This is a genomic window from Paraliomyxa miuraensis (assembly GCF_026337845.1).
In the GTDB taxonomy this organism is placed as follows: Bacteria; Myxococcota_A; Polyangia; order Nannocystales; family Nannocystaceae; genus Paraliomyxa; species Paraliomyxa miuraensis.
Window position 1 is genome coordinate 376570 of the sequence record NZ_JAOVZF010000159.1, and the last position, 19651, is coordinate 396220.

General features: G+C 70.1%; 17 protein-coding genes and 1 riboswitch. Of the genes, 9 read left to right on the top strand and 8 right to left on the bottom strand.

Annotated features, from left to right (window positions below):
- Positions 1 to 61: 61 nt before the first annotated feature.
- Together OEB96_RS32715 and OEB96_RS32720 are read right to left on the bottom strand one after the other, a co-directional pair.
- Positions 62 to 991: an anti-sigma factor family protein gene (locus OEB96_RS32715; RefSeq protein WP_266220759.1), complete on the bottom strand. Its 930-nt coding sequence runs from the start codon at positions 989 to 991 to the stop codon at positions 62 to 64.
- Complete coding sequence (locus OEB96_RS32720) at positions 988 to 1680, bottom strand: sigma-70 family RNA polymerase sigma factor (protein ID WP_266220760.1); 693 nt, start codon at positions 1678 to 1680, stop codon at positions 988 to 990. Before OEB96_RS32720 ends, OEB96_RS32715 begins: the two co-directional genes overlap by 4 nt.
- Before the next feature lie 250 nt (positions 1681 to 1930).
- Between OEB96_RS32720 and purB the strand changes: the two genes are divergently transcribed.
- Complete coding sequence (gene purB, locus OEB96_RS32725) at positions 1931 to 3358, top strand: adenylosuccinate lyase (protein WP_266220761.1); 1428 nt, start codon at positions 1931 to 1933, stop codon at positions 3356 to 3358.
- Between the two features lie 112 nt (positions 3359 to 3470).
- Positions 3471 to 4574, top strand: a complete 1104-nt coding sequence (locus OEB96_RS32730; protein ID WP_266220762.1) for a hypothetical protein — start codon at positions 3471 to 3473, stop codon at positions 4572 to 4574.
- A gap of 52 nt (positions 4575 to 4626) precedes the next feature.
- Here the strand turns inward: OEB96_RS32730 and OEB96_RS32735 are convergent, their stop codons facing one another.
- Genes OEB96_RS32735 through OEB96_RS32760 form a run of 6 tightly spaced genes read right to left on the bottom strand, consistent with a single transcriptional unit; the run spans position 4627 to position 11368 of the window.
- Positions 4627 to 5400 carry an ABC transporter ATP-binding protein gene (locus tag OEB96_RS32735; protein ID WP_323137458.1) on the bottom strand — a complete coding sequence of 258 codons (774 nt, stop codon included), beginning with the start codon at positions 5398 to 5400 and terminating at the stop codon, positions 4627 to 4629.
- On the bottom strand, positions 5397 to 6398 hold the full coding sequence (locus OEB96_RS32740) for a FecCD family ABC transporter permease (RefSeq protein WP_266220763.1): 1002 nt from the start codon (positions 6396 to 6398) through the stop codon (positions 5397 to 5399). Before OEB96_RS32740 ends, OEB96_RS32735 begins: the two co-directional genes overlap by 4 nt.
- Entirely contained in the window at positions 6395 to 7282 is an 888-nt protein-coding gene (locus OEB96_RS32745) for an ABC transporter substrate-binding protein (RefSeq protein WP_266220764.1), read from the bottom strand. Before OEB96_RS32745 ends, OEB96_RS32740 begins: the two co-directional genes overlap by 4 nt.
- Positions 7279 to 7992, bottom strand: coding sequence for a cell surface protein (locus OEB96_RS32750; RefSeq protein WP_266220765.1), 714 nt, complete (start codon positions 7990 to 7992; stop codon positions 7279 to 7281). Before OEB96_RS32750 ends, OEB96_RS32745 begins: the two co-directional genes overlap by 4 nt.
- Positions 7989 to 9224, bottom strand: a complete 1236-nt coding sequence (locus OEB96_RS32755) for a YncE family protein (RefSeq protein WP_266220766.1) — start codon at positions 9222 to 9224, stop codon at positions 7989 to 7991. Before OEB96_RS32755 ends, OEB96_RS32750 begins: the two co-directional genes overlap by 4 nt.
- Positions 9221 to 11368, bottom strand: a complete 2148-nt coding sequence (locus OEB96_RS32760; protein WP_266220767.1) for a TonB-dependent receptor plug domain-containing protein — start codon at positions 11366 to 11368, stop codon at positions 9221 to 9223. The genes OEB96_RS32755 and OEB96_RS32760 overlap by 4 nt, the downstream gene beginning before the upstream one ends.
- Positions 11369 to 11415: 47 nt before the next feature.
- A riboswitch (cobalamin riboswitch) is annotated at positions 11416 to 11538 on the bottom strand.
- A 256-nt stretch (positions 11539 to 11794) separates the two neighbouring features.
- Here OEB96_RS32760 and OEB96_RS32765 point away from each other — a divergent pair.
- From OEB96_RS32765 to rpoN, 7 genes are all read left to right on the top strand, one after another.
- Entirely contained in the window at positions 11795 to 12226 is a 432-nt protein-coding gene (locus OEB96_RS32765; RefSeq protein WP_266220768.1) for a tellurite resistance TerB family protein, read from the top strand.
- 46 nt (positions 12227 to 12272) lie between these two features.
- Positions 12273 to 13625, top strand: a complete 1353-nt coding sequence (locus tag OEB96_RS32770) for a leucine-rich repeat domain-containing protein (RefSeq protein WP_266220769.1) — start codon at positions 12273 to 12275, stop codon at positions 13623 to 13625.
- A gap of 142 nt (positions 13626 to 13767) precedes the next feature.
- On the top strand, positions 13768 to 14343 hold the full coding sequence (rpoZ, locus tag OEB96_RS46470) for a DNA-directed RNA polymerase subunit omega (RefSeq protein ID WP_323137459.1): 576 nt from the start codon (positions 13768 to 13770) through the stop codon (positions 14341 to 14343).
- A 5-nt stretch (positions 14344 to 14348) separates the two neighbouring features.
- Positions 14349 to 14651, top strand: coding sequence for a hypothetical protein (locus tag OEB96_RS32780; protein WP_266220770.1), 303 nt, complete (start codon positions 14349 to 14351; stop codon positions 14649 to 14651).
- Positions 14648 to 16171, top strand: coding sequence for an acetyl-CoA carboxylase biotin carboxylase subunit (locus tag OEB96_RS32785; protein ID WP_266220771.1), 1524 nt, complete (start codon positions 14648 to 14650; stop codon positions 16169 to 16171). Before OEB96_RS32780 ends, OEB96_RS32785 begins: the two co-directional genes overlap by 4 nt.
- A gap of 110 nt (positions 16172 to 16281) precedes the next feature.
- A complete protein-coding gene (locus tag OEB96_RS32790) occupies positions 16282 to 17910 on the top strand; it encodes a CTP synthase (protein WP_266220772.1) in 1629 nt (542 codons plus the stop codon).
- 216 nt (positions 17911 to 18126) lie between these two features.
- Positions 18127 to 19611, top strand: a complete 1485-nt coding sequence (rpoN, locus tag OEB96_RS32795) for an RNA polymerase factor sigma-54 (RefSeq protein WP_266220773.1) — start codon at positions 18127 to 18129, stop codon at positions 19609 to 19611.
- Positions 19612 to 19651 lie beyond the last annotated feature (40 nt).

Below are 19651 nucleotides of genomic sequence, written 5' to 3' on the forward strand. Positions count from 1 at the left end.
CGAGACTATCGTTTCACTCCTGCCGAAACCAGCCCCGCGAGCGAGCGGAGAGCCGTTGGCTTCAGCCACCATCCAGGCGGGCTGCAAACCTGAGCAGCGGGGCGTAGTCTGGCTCATCCGGGTCGGCAGCGTGGGGTGCGTGGGGAAGGGTCGCCCCTCCTTCCAGGACCAAGCTGTGGGCAACCCCTCCCAGCTCGAATGACAGCACGGGGCGGCCCACGGCGTCACGATGCAGGTCGTACGATCGGCCGGAGTAGGCCAGGGCGGTTCCTCCTGCCACCCGAAAGGACGCCGTCGCGGGACGTTGGCGGTCGATCACGAGCTGACCGTCGGGGAGTCGATAGCGCAGGTGGGCGGCGGGGGGTTGATCGTCACCCGCGTGGTGCAGGCGTGCCCCGACCAGCTGCAGCTCGTGGGAAGCCTTCTGCGGCACCTGCACGCGAATGCCGACCTGGGGCTCGAGCTCGGCGATCGCGCGCATCACATCGTCGTCATCGTCATCGACCGAACCATGGCTGGCCTCGGCTCCGGGCACGATGGCTCCCGCCACACCAACGCCAGGACTCGCGGTCATCTCGGTGCCATCCGGAGTCACGATGCCTTCGCGCGCCATGAAGAACAGCGCGATGGCGACCGCTCCGGCGGGCACCATGATGAGACCCCCGCGACCCAGCTCCCGCATGCGAGCCCACAGACGGGCTCCCAAGCCCGGTGGAGCGCTCGCCGCGGCTTCGGCCGCGCGCTCGCGATCCACTTCGTCGAGACCGAGCAGGATCTTGGCGCGCAAGGCATGCGGCGCTGGATCGCGCTGGACGGCCTGCAAGGTCGCGCGTACCCAGGCCTGCTCGGACACTGCGGTGCGACAGCCCGCGCAGTCCTCGAGGTGGGCGGCGACCTGTTCCTGTTCTTGGTCGTTGAGCTCGCCGTCCACATAGGGCTGCAGGAGCCCTGCGACGTCCGAGCACTCGGAGCGGATGTCCTTCAGGCTCATGCGGTGCCTCGCTTGTTGCGATAGCTCTCGAGGTCGAGCGGGGCGCCCTCGTTCACGGAAGAGGATGGGTCGCGGCCCTTGGCCGGCGACTGGTTGTGGTTGCTGCGGGGAAGCGCCTCGTCGGGATCGAGCAGGCCGAGCTCGACGGCGTGATCTTGGAGGAGCTTGGCGAGGAGGCGGCGGCCGCGATAGATGCGGCTCATCACGGTGCCGATGGGGCAATCCATCACCTCGGCGATCTCCTTGTAGGCGAGACCCTCGAGATCGGCCAGCATCACCGCGGTGCGGTAGTCCTCGGGCACGGACTCGAGCGCAGCATGGATGCGCTCGCGGGTGACTCGTTGTCCGATTGCGGCCTCGGGGCCAGCGCCATGGGTGCCGGCCCTGGCGACGGCGGCCTCGGTACCGAGCGCGTTGAGCTGCGCCTCGAGGTCGTGTCGCGTGCTGCGGCGCCGGTTGTTGCGGTGGTAGCGGTTGATGAAGGTGTTGCGCAGGATCGTGAACAGCCAGGCCTTGATGCTGGTGCCCACCTTGAAGGTGTGCCAGAAGCGGTACGCCCGGACGAAGGTGTCCTGTACGAGATCCTCGGCCTCGGCCGGATTGCGGGTCAAGCGGAGCGCTGCCCCGTAGATCGAGTCGAGCTGAGGGAGGGCAATCTGTTCGAACTCCTGCCGTGCGGCTACGTTCATCGTCGTCGGAGCGCGGCTACCTGGGCGCTTGGGGCATTATTCCGCGCGTGACGATGGCGTGCTGTCGTTGTTCATCAAGTTCAATGATTTCCGTGGGTTGCTCCATTGCCGCAGGCTCGGCGGTGGTGAGGGTGGCGCCCGCTCGGGTGCGGCTATGCTGCGGCCCGCGGCGCGTCGCGGCGCCGCCGGAGCCGGTCCGTCGACGCGGATCATGCCCGACCCGCCGGTGATGAAGGAGCGAGGACCGACCATGGCCATCTATCAAAGCCCCCTGGCCACCCGATACGCCACTGCCGCGATGGTTGCCAACTTCGGCGACGAGCGGCGCGTGCTGCTCTGGCGAGACTTGTGGATCGCGCTGGCTCGAGCGGAGCAAGCCCTCGGCTTGCCGATCTCCGATGCACAGGTGCAGGCCCTGGTCGCCCATCGCGACGAGGTCGACCTCGCCCGTGTGGCGGAGCTCGAGGCCGAGCTTCGCCACGACGTGATGGCGCACGTGCGTCACTACGGAGAGCGGGTGGGCGCGGAGGCCGAGAAGATCATCCACCTCGGAGCGACGAGCTGCTTCGTGGCCGACAACGCCGAGCTGGTGATGATGCGCGATGGCCTGGAGCTGCTGATGGATCGCTTGTTCACGGTGCTCGAGCAGCTCGCTGCGTTCGCGCGGGTGCATCGTGACCTTCCCACGCTGGCGTACACCCACTTCCAGCCGGCGCAGCTGACCACGGTGGGCAAGCGCGCGTGTTTGTGGGCCCAGGACTTGGCGATGGACCTCGAGACGCTGCACGGTCTGTGCGGGCGCCTGCCGTTTCGTGGTGCCAAGGGCACGACGGGCACACAGGCGTCGTTCCTGGCGCTGTTCGATGGCGATCACGACAAGGTGCGCGCGCTCGACCGCATGATCTCGGAGGCGTTCGGCTTTCCGCGCTCGATTCCGGTGAGCGGTCAGACGTACCCGCGCAAGCTCGATACGTGGGTGATCTCGGCGCTGGCGGACGTGTGTGGATCGGCCGCGAAGCTGGCCAGCGACGTGCGATTGCTGGCGCACGAGCGTGAGGTGGAGGAGCCGTTCGGCTCGCAGCAGGTGGGCTCGTCGGCGATGGCGTACAAGCGCAATCCGATGCGCTGCGAGCGGATCTGCAGCCTGGCGCGCTTCGTCCACTCGCTGGCCACGAGCCCGCGCGAGACGCACGCCAACCAGTGGCTCGAGCGCACGCTCGACGACAGCGCCAACCGGCGCCTGGTCATCACCGAGGCGTTCCTGGCGACCGACGCGGTCGTCAACCTCCTGGCCGATGTGACGGCGGGTCTGGTGGTGAGTCCCGCGGTGGTTCGGGCCAACCTCGAGCGCGAGCTTCCGTTCATGGCCACCGAGAACGTGATCATGGCCGGCGTTCGGGCGGGACACAGTCGGCAAGATCTCCACGAGCGGGTGCGGGTGCACAGCCACGAGGCAGCCCGGCGCATGAAGGAGGAGGGGGCGGACAACGATCTGCTCGAGCGCATGCGCGGCGACGAGGCACTCGGACCGTTCGTGAGCGCCGAGATCCTCGAGCCCGCGGCCTACGTGGGGCGGTCGCCTCGGCAGGTGGACGAATTCCTGGCGGAGGTGATCGACCCGCTGCTCTCGCAGCACGCGGCACGCCGTGGGAGGTTCCGACCTCGCGTGAAGGTCTGAGCCAGGCGGCCAGCGATGCCCTCGTGCGGCGGAAGCTTCGTTTCCGTCGCACGGGCTTCGAATGCCCGCCCGGGTCCCCTATGTTTCGAACGAGGGGAGGGACGAGATGGTGATGGCCAAGGTCGGGACGGGACGAGCACTCGTGGTGGGCATGATGTTCGCGGGGGTTGGGTGCAACGTGGGCGGCGAGAGCGAGACCACGAGCTTCGACCCCACGGTGGCTTCGGCCACCATGGCCACGAGCGAGACGGAGACGGGCGGGACCGGCACGAGCGCCGGCACGAGCACCATGGGGGGTGTCACCGACGGGCTCGACTCGAGCTCGACGGCGGGGTTCGTGTTCGACGTGGGCACGGGCGTCGACGTGCCGGGTACCTGCAGCGCCGACGAAGGCTGCTTCTGCAATGCGGTCGATCTCCTGTTCGTGGTGGACAACTCGGGGTCGATGCAGATCCACCACGATCCGATCGTGGCTGCCTTCCCGCTGTTCGTCGATCAGATGATCAATGCGCTGCCACCCGGTACCGACTTGCACGTCGGGCTGACGCGCGCGACCGGGTTCTTCGATCCCGGCAATGCCGGAGGATGGGGTGGGCCGGCGTGCGAGGCGGCGATCACCGATGGTGTGTTCTTCCCGCCGACCGATGGTGACAACGGCATCAACGGTCAACAAGGGCGCCTCTTCGAGCACGACGGCATGCGCTACTTCGAGATCGATACGGATCAGGATCCCACGGCCCTGAGCACGTGGTTCGACGGGGCGCTCCAGGGAGCGATCGATGGCTCGGCGCCGCACTCCAACACGGAGACGGTGGTCGCGGGCGCAGCCTATCCGTTCCACCCCGCGAATTCGGGGCCCAACGCGGGGTTCTTGCGCACCAATGCCGTGCTGGTGCTGTTCTTGCTCTCGGACTCGCCCGATCTGACCCCGCCGGCGATTCCCACCGACGACTTCGTGCAGATGGTGCGAGACGCCAAGGCCGAGTGCGGCGGTGACGTGTGCGTGGTGACCTCGGGAGCGATCGCGGGGGCGTGCTACGACCAGCCGGGCAACACCAACACGAGGCTCTACGAGTTCATGAACGGGTTCGGCAAGCCTCCCGCGTCGTGGATCAGCCTCGAGTTCGGCATGACACCGATGTTCGGGAACGTGCTCGGCGATGCGCTGGCGGATGCGATTGCGACCACGTGTGACGAGATCGTCCCCGAGGGGTGATGGCGGCCGCAACGGCGGGCCGTGATGGTCCTGGGCGGCCGTGCAAGGAGGTTCATCGGCGTGGATGGAACGAGAGCCCGCCGGGGTGCTCGCGCACGTCCACGTCGAACACGGATCCGAGGATGTGTGCAGTGAGGACGTCGCGGGCGGGGCCATGGTGGTGGGCTCCGTCGGCGCCCACGCCCAGGCACACGGCATGGTCGGCATGGCGACGGGCGAGCTCGAGCTCGTGCAGGGCCAGCACGATCGCGGCCCCCTCGGCGGCGAGCTCGCGGCACAACGCGAGCAGGCGCAGCGCGTGGCCGACGTCGAGCGCGGTGGTGGGCTCGTCGAGCAGGAGGATCTGGGCGCCGGTGGCGAGCAAGCGCGCGAGCATGACGCGTTGGCGCTCTCCGCCGCTGAGGGTGGAGATGCGGCGCGTGGCGAGCTCGGTGGCCTGTACGCGGGCGAGTGCTTCGTCCACCCGATGCTGGTCGTGGCGATCGGGGCCGCGCCAGCGCGACAGGTGAGGGGCTCGACCGAGCATCACCAGCTGTCGCACGCGTAGATCGTGATAGAGCGAGGTGAGCTGCGGGAGATAGGCGAGCTGCTTGGCGCGATCGCGTGCGGGGAGCTCGTGCAAGGGGCGGGCATGGAGGCGGGTCTCGCCGTCGTCGGGCGCCCGCAGGCCCGCCAGGCAGCGCAGCAGGGTGCTCTTGCCGCTGCCGTTGGGTCCCACGAGGACCCAGACCTGGCCGCGGGCGATGGTCAGGTCGAGCTCGCGAAACAGCCAGCGGGCGGGGGGTCCGGGCACGCGGGCGCCGAGGCGATGGGCATGGAGGCTCATGGGTTGGCGTCGGTGCGGCGAAGCAGCCACAGGAAGAACGGTGCGCCGGCGAGGCTGGTGAGCGCACCGGGGGGGAGCACGACGTCGTGGATCGAGCGGTCGAGCACGTCGACCACGAGCAGCACGAGCGCACCGCCGAGCGCCGATGCCGGCAGCAGGCGGGCGTGCTCGGGTCCGCCGAGGCGCCGCGCCACGTGGGGGACCACCAGGCCCAAGAAGCCGATCACGCCGGCGAGGGCGGTGGCGGCTCCGGTGAGCAAGGCGACGCTCAGCAGGGCGAGCCGTTGCGTGCGAACGAGATCGACGCCGAGCGAGGCGGCGGTGTCGCGACCGAGCTGTAGCGCGTCGAGGTCGACGCGTAGCCACAGGCCCAACGCGAGCCCGGCGCCGAGCGGGAGCAAGGCGCCCTGCAAGTGCACCCAGCTGCGCCCCTCGAGGCTGCCCATCAGCCAGCGCACGACCTTGATCCCGAGGTCCCAGCGCTCGGTGTCGAGGGCCAAGAGCAAGGTGGTGAGGGCACCGGCCATTGCGCCCAAGGCGATGCCGGACAGCAGCAAGGTGGTGGCGTCGCTGCGATCGCGGGTGAGGCCCAGGAGCACCACGAGCACGCCGCCTGCGCCCACGGCCGCGAGGGTGGGGACGGCAAAGGTGCTGTGGACGTCGAGGCCGAGGGAGAAGCCCACCACGGCCAGCGCGGCCGCGCCTGCGCTGACGCCCAGCACTCCGGGCTCGGCCATGGGGTTGCGGAACAGCCCCTGCGTGACGGCTCCAGCGAAGCCGAGCGCGGCTCCGAGGAGCGCGGCGAGGAGCGAGCGGGGGAGCCGAAGGTCCCAGACCAGGGCGTCGAGGGTGGGAGGGGGCGGGGTCGGGGGGGAAGGCAGACCCAGGTGAATAGCGACGACCTCGAGGGCTTCGAGCGCACCGACGTGGCCGGGGCCGACGATCAGTGCGAGCCACACGAGGAGCACGAGCGCGAGCAGGAAGCCGGCCGCTCTCACGACGCGGCCTCGGGGTGCGCGGCGCGAAGGCGTGCGAGCGTGTCGAGCATGCCGGCGCCGGTGCTGTAGAGGTCACGAGAGGGGACGCCGATCACCATGCCGTCGCGAGCGGCTCGGGTGGCGCGCAGGCCCGGGCGAGCGGCGATCTCGGCCGTGGTCTCGGGGCAGCGCTCGGCGTCGCAGGGCACGACGAGCACGTCGGGATCCCAGGCGACGAGCTGCTCGACGCTGATCTGCAGGTGGCCGTGGCGTCCTTGTTCGGCCGGGAGGTTGCGATAGCCGGCCGCGGTGGCCACGTCGTCGAAGGTGGTGCCGGCGGCGGGCACGGAGCCCTCGTTCCAGCTCACCACGCGGGGGCGCTCGGTGGGGTGGAGGCGGAGCGTTGCCAGGCGCTCGTCGAACGCAGCGATCACGTGCTCTGCGGCCGCGGGGGTCTCGACGGCGGCGGCGATGGCCCGCACGTTGGCGCGGTAGTCGTCGAAGCCGTCGAAGCGCTCGAGCACCAGGGTGCGCAGGCCTGCGTGCTCGAGCAAGGTCCGGGTCTCGGCGGCGGTGAAGCTGGCGAGGATCACCAGGGTGGGCGCGAGGGCCAGCAGCGCGTCGCTGGTGCCGGCGGCTCGGGGGATCGGAGCGGGCCAGCGATCGACCACGCGGCTGTAGCGGGGGTCGTCGGCCATGGGGCTCACCGCGACGACATGCGCTCGAACCGATGGGCCGAGGTCCCAGAGCACCTCGTCGGCGAGCACGGTCTGGGAGGCGATGCGCAGCGAGCCGTCGTGGGCGCTGGCGGGCGAGGCCCGGCGCTCGCACGCCAGCAACGGGAGCACGCCGGTGGCGGCGAGCATGCGCCGTCGGGACCAGCGCGGCGGGGATGGAGGGCTCACGGGGCGACCCCCAGCACCGCGACGGCGTCGAGGTCGAAGCCTCCGGTGGGGCCCAGGCACCAGGTGTCCGAGTCGTAGTGCTCGGCGGTGCGATCGACCAGGCGTAGGTAGCGGATCTCGCTCAGGCCGAGCTCGGCGAGATCGAAGGCGTCGCCGCCCGCGGCAGTGGGGTCGAGCGCCGGCTCGGGGGTGGTGGCGAGCACGGGTCGAAGGCCCGCGCAGCCGTCGGGCGGGGTGGGGCCGCCGTCGGGCTCGCAGGGGAACGCGTGCCAGTCGTGCCCGTCCTCGCTCACGAGGACCTGCGCGGGCTCGATGAAGGTGATGGAGCCCGCCTCGAACGCGTTCTCGAACACGAGCAGGTCGGGGCCCGGGCCGTCGGTGGGCCAGGGGTCGTCGAACCACAGGGTGATCGAGCCGCCGCAGCCGAGCGAGGCGACGTCGGTGCTGCCCATGTCGATGCCGCCGCCGACGGGTGCACCGAGCACGATCTGGGGCATGGCATCGTGGCCGAACGAGACCTCCGGGGCGGGATCGAACGACTCCACGCAATCGGCGAAGGGATCGGCAGGCCCGGACTCCGGGCCACAGATGCCCTCGACGGGGGCCCGGTGGTCGTCGTGGAGGTCGGGATCGGTACAGGCGATGGTGATGAGCAGAGGGGACAGGCCGAGCCCTCCACCGCGAGCAACGAGGTGCCATCGTCGTTTCATGGGAGCGCCACCATGCTGTAGGGAGGAAGGCCGGTGGGAAGCGGACCGGCGATGACGCGGGGCGCGTCGCGGACGTCGAAGCGCCACAGCCCGGGAGCGTCGTGGCGGGTGCTGCCGTACCAGAGCTCGGAGCCCACGAGCTCGAGGGTGCGCTCGACGGAGTCGAAGCCGGCGGCGAAGGGCTCGGGGACGCGGGGCTCGTTGCCGTGCAGGTTCACGCGATGGAGGCGCACCTGCGAGAAGTCGGCGTCGTAGGCCGCGAGGTAGGCGAGCGTGCCGTCGTCGTCGACGTCGAAGGCCTGGGGCTGGAGGCGACCGGCGATGTCGGCTTCGGCCATGTCCTCGGGGGAGACGGCCCACTGGCGTCGGCCGGTCCGGAGGTCGATGCGCTCGATGCCGGTGCTCAGGGCGAGGATGGTGAGCCCGTCGGGGTCGGTGGGATCCCGGCGAAATTGTCGAACCCAGCCGCCGAGCAGCGGCAGGGCCTCGTACGGAGCGGTGCCGGGATCGAGATCCATGGCGCTCGGCTCGGAGGGATCGACGACGACCAGCACGTCGGGGCCGAGCGGATGGAAGCCGGGGTCGAGGCGCTGGGCGGTCACAAACAGGAGATCGCCGCAGCGCACGATGAGGCTGGCCTCGGGGTTGCCATCGTCGTCGGCGAAGCCGGAGAGGTCGACCTGGGCTCGGTCGGCACTGGTGGGGGGGGCGCCGAGCTCGAGCGCGCGCAAGGTGGGCTCGCCAAAGGTGGTGACCCACGCCCAGCCCCGCTCGTCGAACGCGACGGCGTGGGGATTGGCGCTGGGTACGGAGGAGGCGAGGGCATGCTGCGAGACGAGCGACCACGTGCTGGCGTCGAGGACGTCGAGGCGGTCGAGCTGATAGCGATGCACCAGCACCACGCGGTCGTCGTGGGCGAACGGGATCGCATCGGCGGAGCCCTCGGCGACGTCGGGCCGTACGGTGCCGTCGACGAGCTCGACCACCGTGAGCGCGCCCGTGACGAAGTCGGTGGTCGTGAGCAGTAGGCGCGTGGGCGAGGGCGGATCGAGCTCGCAAGGACCCGAGGGGGCGCGCCAGCCCGGAGGGACGTCGTCGCCGTCGACCTCCCACGAAGGCTCGAGGCCCGGGCCCGGAGCGGGGGCCTCGCAGGCCGCGAGCACGAGGTTTGCGACGAGCAGTGGTGGCCGCAGCAACCAGGGGGGCCGGCTCGACGGGCGCACCGGGCTCACGAGACCCGACCTCCCAGCTCGATGCGCACCGAGGCCCAGACGCTGCGGCCCGGGAGCGGATATCCGATGAAGTCCGCGATCGGCAGCAGGTGCGGACGGGCTCCCGCCACGGGCAGCGTGACGGTGGCGGTGCGCACGTCGAGCAGGTTGCGGACCTCCACGAGCAAGTGCACGCGGTCGTGGAGGTGCAGCTCGGCGCCGGCCCCTTGCAGTGCCCGCGGTGGGAGCTCGAGTCGCCCGGCGGTGTCGAGCACGGTGCCTGCGATCACGTCGACGGTATAGAGGACGCGGGGCTCGACGCGCAGGCCTCGGATCCGAAGGGAGCGCCCGGCGGTGACGCGCGCGAACAGCTCGTGTCGCGGTCGACCGGGGAGCGGCTGCCCGTGCTGCGCCGGATCGTCGGATCCATTGCGCGAGTCGAGCCAGGTGTAGTTGGCGTGGAGGGTGAGCCAGCGGTGGCGAGGGACCAGGGCGACCGCGCTCTCGAGCCCGCGGACCCTGGCGCTGGCCACGTTGACCGGGCGGGCGACCGCGCCCGCGCTGACCCACGAGATGAGATCCTCGCTCCACGTGGCGAACCCGGCCAGCTGAGCGTAGACGTCGAGCGCGGGGCGCTGGCGGTCGACGATCAGGCCGCCGTCGACGGCGTGGCCTCGCTCGGGGCGCAGGCCCTCGTTGCCCACCACGTACCCGCGGTCGCCGAACAGCTCGGCGAGGGTGGGGGGGCGAAAGTAGCGACCTCCGCTGGCACGCAGCTCGATGCCGGGCCACAGCCGCAGCCGGGTGCCGAGCCGCGGGGCCACGCCGAGCGCGAGCGCATCGGTGCCCTGGTCGTCCTGCTCGCCCCCGCCGGGCGGAGCGGCGAAGCGGCTGCTCAGACCGTCCACGCGGAGCACGGGCACGAGCAGCCAGCGATCGTGCAGCAGGAATTGCTCGAGCTGGATCCCGGCGCCCACCCCCAGTCGCGAGCGTCGGGCGTCACCGCTGGGTCCCACGGTGGGAGCGCGCTCGTCGACGGCGACGAACTCCGCGCGCTGGTCGGCGACGAGCCCCAGCCAGGCGTCCTTCCATAGCGGGAGCCGCAGCCGTGGCGAGACGTAGACGTCGAGCCCGTGCAGGCGCTGGTCGTCGATGGCCAGGCCGACCTCTCCCTCGGGGTCGAGGTAGCGCTGTCGCTGCAGGCCGAGCCCGGCGAGCCACTCGAGGCGCCCGCCGGGGCCACCGACCTCGAAGCGGCGCACGGAGGCCACGGTGCGCGCCTGCACGGTCGACAGGCGTACGTGGTGCGCCTGCGCGGCGGCGGGCCCGGGCACGCCCTGGTCGCGGTAGGACAGCAGCGGCTGCACGGCGATCCTCCACGGGCCGGCTCGATGATCGAGGCGCGCGTGCATGGCCACCCGGTCGTAGTCGTTGCCGGTGCGACGCAGGGTTTGGTCGTCGCCGGAGAGATCGGGGGTGCCGCCGTCGTCGGCGAACGGGAAGTCACCGGTGGCGCCGGCGTAGCCGACCGTGATGGCGCCGGCGCTGCGGCCCGATCGGGAGAGAGGGCCGCGGGCGGTCACCGTCGATTCCCGCGCCCCGAACGATCCACCGCCGGTCTGCAGCACCAGCCCGCGTCGCTGCCAGGCGGGCGCGCCCACGAGATCGATGGCACCACCGATCGCGGCGCTTCCGAACGCCACGGGGACGTGCCCGCGGTAGATCTCGACCCGGGCGAGGCCGTCGAGGGGGATCTGGCCGAGGTCGACCAGACCCGCGAGGCTGCTGCCGATCGGCACGCCATCGAGGAACACGGCGACCTGCTGGGGGCTGCTGCCGCGCAAGGAGACGGCGCCGAACTGTCCCAGGCCGCCGATCGAGCGCACGGTGGCGCCGGGAGTACGCGCGATCACTTCGGGGAGCCCATCGGTGGGACGGGTGCCGGGCTCGTGCTCGAGGTCGACGGCGGTGGCGAAGCCGGGGCTCGAGGCGTCGAGGCGTCGCTGGGCCTCGATGGGATCGTCGGACTCCGGGGCCTGCACGACCGTGCGATGGAGCGCGCGCTCGGGCTCCTCCGCAGAGGGCGGGGCGAGGAGCGCGGGCGGGACCGCGGGGCGGACGAAGGCGGATGTGGCGATCGCCGCAGCTTGGGCTGGCGTGAGCAAGAGGCGAGAGACTCCCGTCTCACCATCTGCCGAAAGCGCGCCGGCGTAGGTTTCCTGGCTCTCGGATCATCCTCGGGTGCGCCTTCCCATGAGTCGTCATGGTGGCGTGTTGCACCGTCGTCCCCGAATACAGTGGCGGGAGCCGCGTCGGCCTCGAACCGAGCTTCCCTCACACCCGCGGTGATCCCCTGGCCCATCGGGCCGGGAGGGTCGGGCGTTTGCCACCGGACGCGTCCTCGTTGTCAGAGAGCAGACGTCGTTGTCCCTCTCGGAGCTTCCGGGTGTCAAGGCATGATCTCCGGACAGGGCCAGCCGCGAGCGAGCCCGCGAGCCGAGCCCGCGAGCCGAGCCCGCGAGCACCGCGTCGCGCGGTCGGTGGCCGGGCCGACCGGAGTTGGGGTACCATCGCGCGGACCGGAGCCCTACATGCTCGATTTTCCCATCGGAGAGCTCATCACCCCCGAAGAGCAGGTCGCCGTGGCCCGCGCCGTAGCGATCATGGCGTCCCGCGACGATCAGGTCTCCGACAGCGAGCGGCACTTCGTCGAGGAGCTGATGGGGCAGATGATGCTGCTTCCGGAGGAGCGTGACGAGGTCCGCAAGGAGTTCTCGCAGCCGGGCGATCTCATGGAGGTGGCGCGGCAGGTCAAGCATCGCGAGGCCCGGATCTTCCTCTACTACCAAGCGGTCTGCGCGGCGATGGCGGACAACAAGCTGGTGGAGGGAGAACTCGACGCGTTGCTGCAGCTGGCCGAGGTGTTCCAGTTCCACCCGGAGACGTCCAAGCGCTTCATCCGGTGGGTGCAGGACAGCCTCGAGCTCCGCGAGCGGGGCCAGCAGATCCTGGTCGACATGTAGGGGCTCTCGAGGAGACGAGCCTGCCGGGAAGGGCCGCCGTTCGCACATGTCCGCCGGCTGGATCGAGACGCTGCGCCTGCTCGACGAGCGATCGGTGGAGTTTGCCACCATCGTCGCTCGCTTCCTCGCCCCGACCGACGTCTTCTTCGACGGCTTTGGGCAGGAGGTGCTCTACTTCGTGCACGATGGAGACCTCGAGCTCGAGGAGGGGCGCGAGGTCTGGACGACGCTCGTCGCCCGCTGCCACGGCATCGATCCGAGCCGTGTCCCGGCCCTGATCGTCCTCGGGTCGCTTCGCACCACGCGCTCGCTGGACTTCGGAGATCACATCCTGGGCATCGCCACGACTGGCGACCTCGAGTGTCGGGACTTCGTCTCCGACTTCGTGGCGCTCGCCGTGGCGGGCGACTTGCTCGTCGAGCGCTACTTCTGCTCTCGGGAGGGGCACGCAATCGTCAACGTCGCCGGCGCGACGAAGGCCCAGTACATCTTCGAGCCGGCTCATGGGGCCTATGTGCTCAACGCCGATCCATCGGCGATACTGCTCGACTCCGATCGGATCGATCCCGCGTGCTTGGACGCAGGCATGCTCCCCGGCCAGCGGTTCTTCGAGGCGCTGGAAGCCGGGAGGGATCCGTTCCTGATCGCCCCACCTGCCCCGCCGCACGACGTCGAACGAGCCGCCGCACTGTTGAAGGCGGCCCGATTTCGTTCCTACCGCTGTCTCGGGAGCGCCGAGGAGGCGCCCGACGAGCTCTGGTCGATGCCTCTGGTCGAGCTCGAGTTTCCCGAGGGCGGCGCTCCCTCACCCGAGATTGGCGGGCTCTCGTCGCTCCGGGTCCTGCGCGGCGGGCCCGGGTTCGTCGTACCCGAAGCGATCGGCTCGCTCACCGCGCTGGAGACGCTGCTCGTACCGCGGTCCACGGTGCCGCGTAGCATCGGAGCGTTGCCGTCGCTCCAGGTGCTCCACTGCGTGCTCGACGACGCTGGCGCGGACGCGGTGTCCGAGCTCGTCTCGCTCCGGGAGCTGGTCGTGGCGTGTGCATCCGACCTCCAGCGCTTGCCCCTGCTCACGCCGCTCGAGCACCTGCAGCGTCTGACGATTCGCGGAGCGCCGGGGCAGGCGCACGTACTCTCGGGCATGGGCCGGACGTCGGCGCAAGAGGTCGCCTTGCATGGCTTCGAGTTTGCGCACGGGGCCGAGCTGGAGGGCTTGTTCGCCGGGCTGGCCGAGGCGGAGCAGCTCCTCGTCGACGTTCGTGTTCGGGACGGCACGCTGCCACGGAGCCTGTTTGCGCTCGGCGACTCGATCCGTACGCTGACGATCGAAGTCGAGGCGTTCGCTCCGCCGACGATTCGGCGGCTCAAGTCCACGTTCGGCCGCAGCCTCCGCGGGTAGGCCGATCCTCGGCTCGCGCGGCCAAGTGGACGGCAGCCCAACGATCAAAATGGTCGTGAGTGGCAGGAATTGCGGGGCTGCGTGATGCGCGCGGCTCGCGGGCTTGCGCCGACGGGCGGGGGTGACCATACTCCGCGGCTTCATGGCACGCGTCACGGTCGAAGACTGCCTCGCTCGGGTCCCCAATCGGTTTGCCCTGACCATCTTGGCCTCGCGCCGGGCTCGCTCGCTGTCCGAGGGTCGCGGTCGCGCCATGGTCGAGTGCGACAACAAGGAAGGCGTGACGGCGCTGCGCGAGATCAGCTCGGACCGCGTGCGCTACAAGGAAGACGTAGCCAACACCATGGTCGACTTCATCGAGGAGCAGCGGCGCCAGCTCCGGGTGACGACCGGTGAGCACACCTTCCTCGAGGCCGCTTCGCTGCGTGCGCTCGAAGACGACGACATCGACGGCGACGACGGTGACGACGAGGACGACGACATCGAGGAGCTGCAGGCCGATCCCGAGGCCCTCAACAAGCAGGCCAAGAAGGTCACCGAGGACGACGAGGTCGAGGACGAGGACGAGGAGGAGGAAGGCGAGGAGGAGGAAGGCGAGAGCTCGGACGACGAGGACGCCGACTTCGGAGGAGACGAGGACGCCGACTTCGTGCCCGACGACGACGACCTGTCCGACGACTCCGAGGAGTCCGAGGAGTCCGAGGACGAGGAGGACTGAGCCGGGTGCGAGGGACCCGTGGGCCGTCGCGCTGCGCGGGGGCCACGTTCGGCCTCGTCGCATGGCTCGCGTCGCTGGGAGCGTGCGCGGATCGAGCCCCTCCCGCGGCATGGCCGCTGCCCGAGCCGCCCTCGCTGGCGCACCCGCTGCCCGCCAAGTCGGGGTCGCCCGTCGCGGTCGAGGACGATGCATCGGTCGGCTCGACGTCGTCGAGCGATGCATCGGCCCCCGAGGGCGCGCCCGTCGACGGCGCGGCCGAGCCATCGCAGCCCTCGGCGCATGGTTCTGGTAAACCTGCGCCCGGATGAGCGCGCCACCGTTTCGCAAGGTCCTCGTCGCCAATCGCGGGGAGATTGCCCGCCGCGTGTTCCGGACCTGCCGCGCGCACGGCATCGCCACCGTCGCGGTGTGGAGCGAGGCCGATCGCGGGGCGCCCCACGTGCTCGATGCCGACGAGGCCTACTGCATCGGAGCCCCGCCCGCGCGCGACAGCTACCTGGTGGGCGAGCGCATCATCGAGGTGGCGCTGCGCTCGGGGGCCGAGGCGATCCATCCGGGCTATGGCTTCCTCAGCGAGCGCGCCTCGTTTGCGGCCGCGTGCGAGGCCGCGGGGGTGGTGTTCGTGGGTCCCCCCGGGGCGGCGATGGACGTGATGGGCGACAAGGTCGCGGCTCGGCGCGCCATGATCGAGGCCAAGGTCCCCGTGGTGCCCGGGGTCGAGGACGTGCAGGACGTGGCGGCAGCCCGGTCGGCCGCGGCGGAGATCGGCTACCCCGTGATGGTCAAGGCCTCGGCCGGCGGCGGCGGCAAGGGCATGCGAGTGGTGCACGACCCCGCCAAGCTCGAGCGCGCGTTCGAGGCGGCGGCGCGCGAGGCAATGGCGTCGTTCGGCGACGACCGGATCTTCATCGAGCGCGCGGTGATGCGGGCGCGCCACGTGGAGATCCAGCTCATGGCCGACGCCCATGGCAACGTGGTGTACCTGGGCGAGCGCGACTGCTCGGTGCAGCGTCGCCACCAGAAGGTCATCGAGGAGTCCCCCTCGCCCAGCGCCCAGATGTCGGCGCGGGTCCGTGCGGCCATGGGCGAGGTTGCGGTGCGGGCGGCCCGGGCGGTGGGCTATCGCAGCGCCGGTACGGTCGAGTTCCTGTTCGAGGAGACCGACGATGGACCGCGCTTCTACTTCCTGGAGATGAACACCCGCCTGCAGGTCGAGCACCCGGTCACCGAGGCGATCACGGGACGCGACCTGGTCCTCGACCAGCTGCGCGTGGCGGCCGGGGAGCCCCTGGGGTACGCGCAGGAGGACGTGGAGCTGCGGGGCCACGCGATCGAGTGCCGGATCTACGCCGAGGATCCGTCCACGTTCCTGCCGCGGCCGGGCCCCGTGCACCGCGTGCGCTGGCCGCAGGGGGCGGGGGTCCGGATCGACGCGGCGGTCGACGATCGCAGCGAGGTCTCGAGCTACTACGATCCGATGATCGCCAAGCTCACCACGTGGGGCCCCGACCGTCCGGCCGCACTGGCCCGCATGCGGGCGGCGCTGCGCGACACGGTGCTCCTGGGCATCCCCACCAACATTCCGTTGCACCTGCGGATCCTCGGCGAGCCCGATTTCGTCGATGGGCGCTCGGTGAGCACCCGCTACCTCGACCTGCACCCCGAGCTGATGGAGCCTCGGGTGATGCCCGACGACGATCCTCGCCGACTCGCAGTGGCCGCGGCGGCGGCGGTGCGCGCTGCGACGAATTCGCGTCCAGCGGCGGCCGAGGCAGGGACCGTCGACGAGGGACGCGCGTGGCGGGAATCCGCGCGATGGCGCGGATAGGCGTGAACGTGGTAGCGTGCCCTCCCGGGTGCCAAGCCGCGGTCGGCGGAATTTGGCGGTGACGATCGCGATGCCCTCCCCACGGATGGCGCGACGAACGAAAGACGACAATGACATCCGGGAACAAGCGCACCAAGTTCATCTTCGTCACGGGGGGCGTGACGTCTTCGCTCGGCAAGGGCCTGTGTGCGGCCTCGATGGGGGCCCTGCTCGAGAATCGCGGGCTCAACATCGGTCTGCAGAAGCTCGACCCCTATCTCAACGTGGACCCGGGGACGATGAACCCCACCCAGCACGGTGAGGTGTTCGTGACCGACGATGGGGCCGAGACCGATCTCGATCTGGGTCACTACGAGCGGTTCGTGTCGCATCGCATGTCGCGGCACAGCAACTACACGTCGGGTCAGATCTACGAGTCGGTGATCCGCAAGGAGCGTCGAGGGGAGTACCTCGGCCAGACCGTGCAGGTGATCCCCCACGTCACCAACGAGATCAAGAGCTGCATCCTCGAGGCAGCCGAGGGGCTCGACCTGCTCATCGTGGAGATCGGGGGGACGGTCGGCGACATCGAGAGCCTGCCGTTCCTCGAGGCGATCCGACAGCTTCGCTTGCAGGTGGGCCGCGAGAACGCGGTGTTCGTGCACCTGACGCTCTTGCCCTACATTGCGACGGCGGGCGAGGTGAAGACCAAGCCCACGCAGCACTCGGTGATGAAGATGCGGGAGATCGGCATCCAGCCCGACATCCTGGTGTGTCGGGCCGATCGGCCGGTGACCCGCGCGGTGCGGGAGAAGATCGCGCTGTTCACCAACGTGGATCTCGACGCGGTGGTGCCGCTGCAGGATCTCGACACGATCTATCAGGTGCCGCTGTCGCTGCACGAGGCGGGCATGGACGACAAGCTCTGTGCGCTGCTCAACATCTGGACCCGCGAGCCCAAGCTCGGAGAGTGGCAGCGCATCGTCGAGACGCTGCGCTCGCCTCAGCAGCGGGTGCGCATCGCGATGGTCGGCAAGTACGTCGATCTGGCCGAGTCGTACAAGAGCCTGTCGGAGGCGCTCGTCCACGGCGGCATCGCCCACGGAGCGGCGGTCGACATCGCCTACGTCGATGCCGAGGAGATCGATCGCCGCGGGGCCGACAAGCTGCTGGCGGGCTTCTCGGGCATCCTGGTCCCGGGAGGCTTCGGACAGCGCGGCAGCGAGGGCAAGATCGAGGCGATCCGCTGGGCGCGCGAGGGTGGGGTGCCGTTCCTGGGCATCTGCCTGGGCATGCAGATGGCGGTGGTCGAGTACGCGCGCAACGTGGCGGGCCTTCCGGGAGCCGCCAGCGGCGAGTTCTCGCCCGACGCCGCCGTCAAGGTCATCGATCTGATGGACGAGCAGCAGGGAGTGAAGGACAAGGGCGGCACCATGCGGCTGGGTGCGTACCCCTGTGACCTGGTGCCCAAGTCGCTGGCGGCGCGGGTCTACGGGCGGACGAGCATCTCCGAGCGCCACCGACATCGCTACGAGTTCAACAACGCGTATCGCGAGCCGCTCGAGGCGGCGGGGCTGCGGCTCTCGGGGCTCTCGCCCGACGGCAGCCTGGTGGAGATGGTGGAGCTGCCGGGCGACGTGCACCCGTTCTTCATCGGCTGCCAGTTCCACCCCGAGTTCCGCAGCCGCCCCACCGCGCCGCACCCGTTGTTCGCGGCCTACATCTCGGCGGCGCTCGACCGCCTGCGCGAGCACGCCTGACGCTCCATTCCACGCCACGATCGCTCGGGTCGTGTGGGGGAGACTCGGGTCCGGGCGACCGCCGCGGACGCCGACGGGGTCGGCCGGGGCCGCTCGGCGGCCGTGCCGGTGGCCTCTGGCGTGACCCGATTGGCGCCCAATGGCCTTTGGCCAGCCCCTTGCAGGGGTGGTATCGTGAGTCGTACCCCCACTGCTTCGCGGGAGCCGATCGACGTCATGGCATTGAACATGCGGCAAGAGCTGCGAATGAGTCAGCAGCTCGTCATGACGCCTCAGCTCCAGCAGGCGATCAAGCTGCTGCAGCTGTCGCGGATGGAGCTCCAGGATCTCGTCCGGGGGGAGCTGCTCGAGAACCCCTTGCTCGACGACTCGATGGAGCTCGGCGGCGGCAGCGACGAGCCGGTGTCGTCGGTCGAGATGCAGGACAGCCTCGAGATGAACCGGGGGAGCGAGGTCGGCTCCGAGCAGAGCGACCATCAAGCCCAGGCCGAGCTCAAGGTCGATGACGGTCCCAAGGACAATTTCGACTGGGAGGCCTACCTCGAGAACAACAGCTATGCGCCCACTACGGGGCCCGGGGTGCGCCTCGACAACGAGGACATGCCGTCGCTCGAGGCCACCGCCTCGCGACCCGAGACCCTCGCCGAGCACCTCGAGTGGCAGGTGCGGCTGACCAACTTCTCGCTGGTCGAGGAAGAGATCGCCGAGTACATCATCCAGAGCCTCTCGAGCGCGGGCTACCTGCGCGACGTGACGGTGCCCCAGATCGCGCGGCGGGCCGGCTACTCGGTGCTGCGCGTGGAGGAGGTGCTGCGCAGGATCCAGAACCTCGATCCGGTCTCGGTGGCGGCGCGCAACCTCGCCGAGGCGCTGTGGATCCAGACCAACCATCCCGACGCGCCGATCGAGGACCCGCTGGTGCGGGGGATCATCTGCAAGCACCTCGACAAGCTCGAGCGCAACGCGTATCCGGCGATCTCCCGCGACATGGACGAGTCGCTCGAGGAGGTCTACGAGGCGGCCAAGGTGATCATGAGCCTCGAGCCGCGGCCGGCTCGCGCCTATGCCTCCGAGGAGCCGCAGTACATCGTCCCCGACGTCTACATCCAGAAGGTCAGCGACGAGTACGTGGTGACGCTCAACGACGACGGGCTGCCCAAGCTCAAGATCAGCGGGTTCTACCGCGGGGCGATGGGGCAGAACCGCGAGGCCAAGGAGTACATCACCGAGCGCCTGCGCTCGGCGCAGTGGCTGATCCGTTCGATCCAGCAGCGTCAGCGCACGATCCTCAAGGTCGCGCACAGCATCCTCAAGTTCCAGCGCGAGTTCTTCGACAAGGGCGTGGAGTACCTGCGGCCGCTCATCCTCAAGGACGTGGCCGAGGACATCCAGATGCACGAGTCCACGGTCAGCCGGGTGACGACCAACAAGTACGTGCACACGCCGCAGGGCATCTTCGAGCTCAAGTACTTCTTCAACGCGGGCATCAGCCGCAGCAACGGTGAGGAGCTCGCGTCCGAGGCGGTCAAGACCAAGATCAAGCAGCTCATCGACAACGAGGAGCCACGCCGTCCCTACAGCGACCAGAAGCTGGTCGAGATCCTCAAGGCCGACGGCATCGACATCGCGCGGCGCACGGTGGCCAAGTACCGCGAGCAGCTGGGGATCCTGTCCAGCAGCAAGCGAAGGCGTCTTTTCTAATCATGCCCCCCCACGACCAGCGTCAGCAGACGCGCACCCA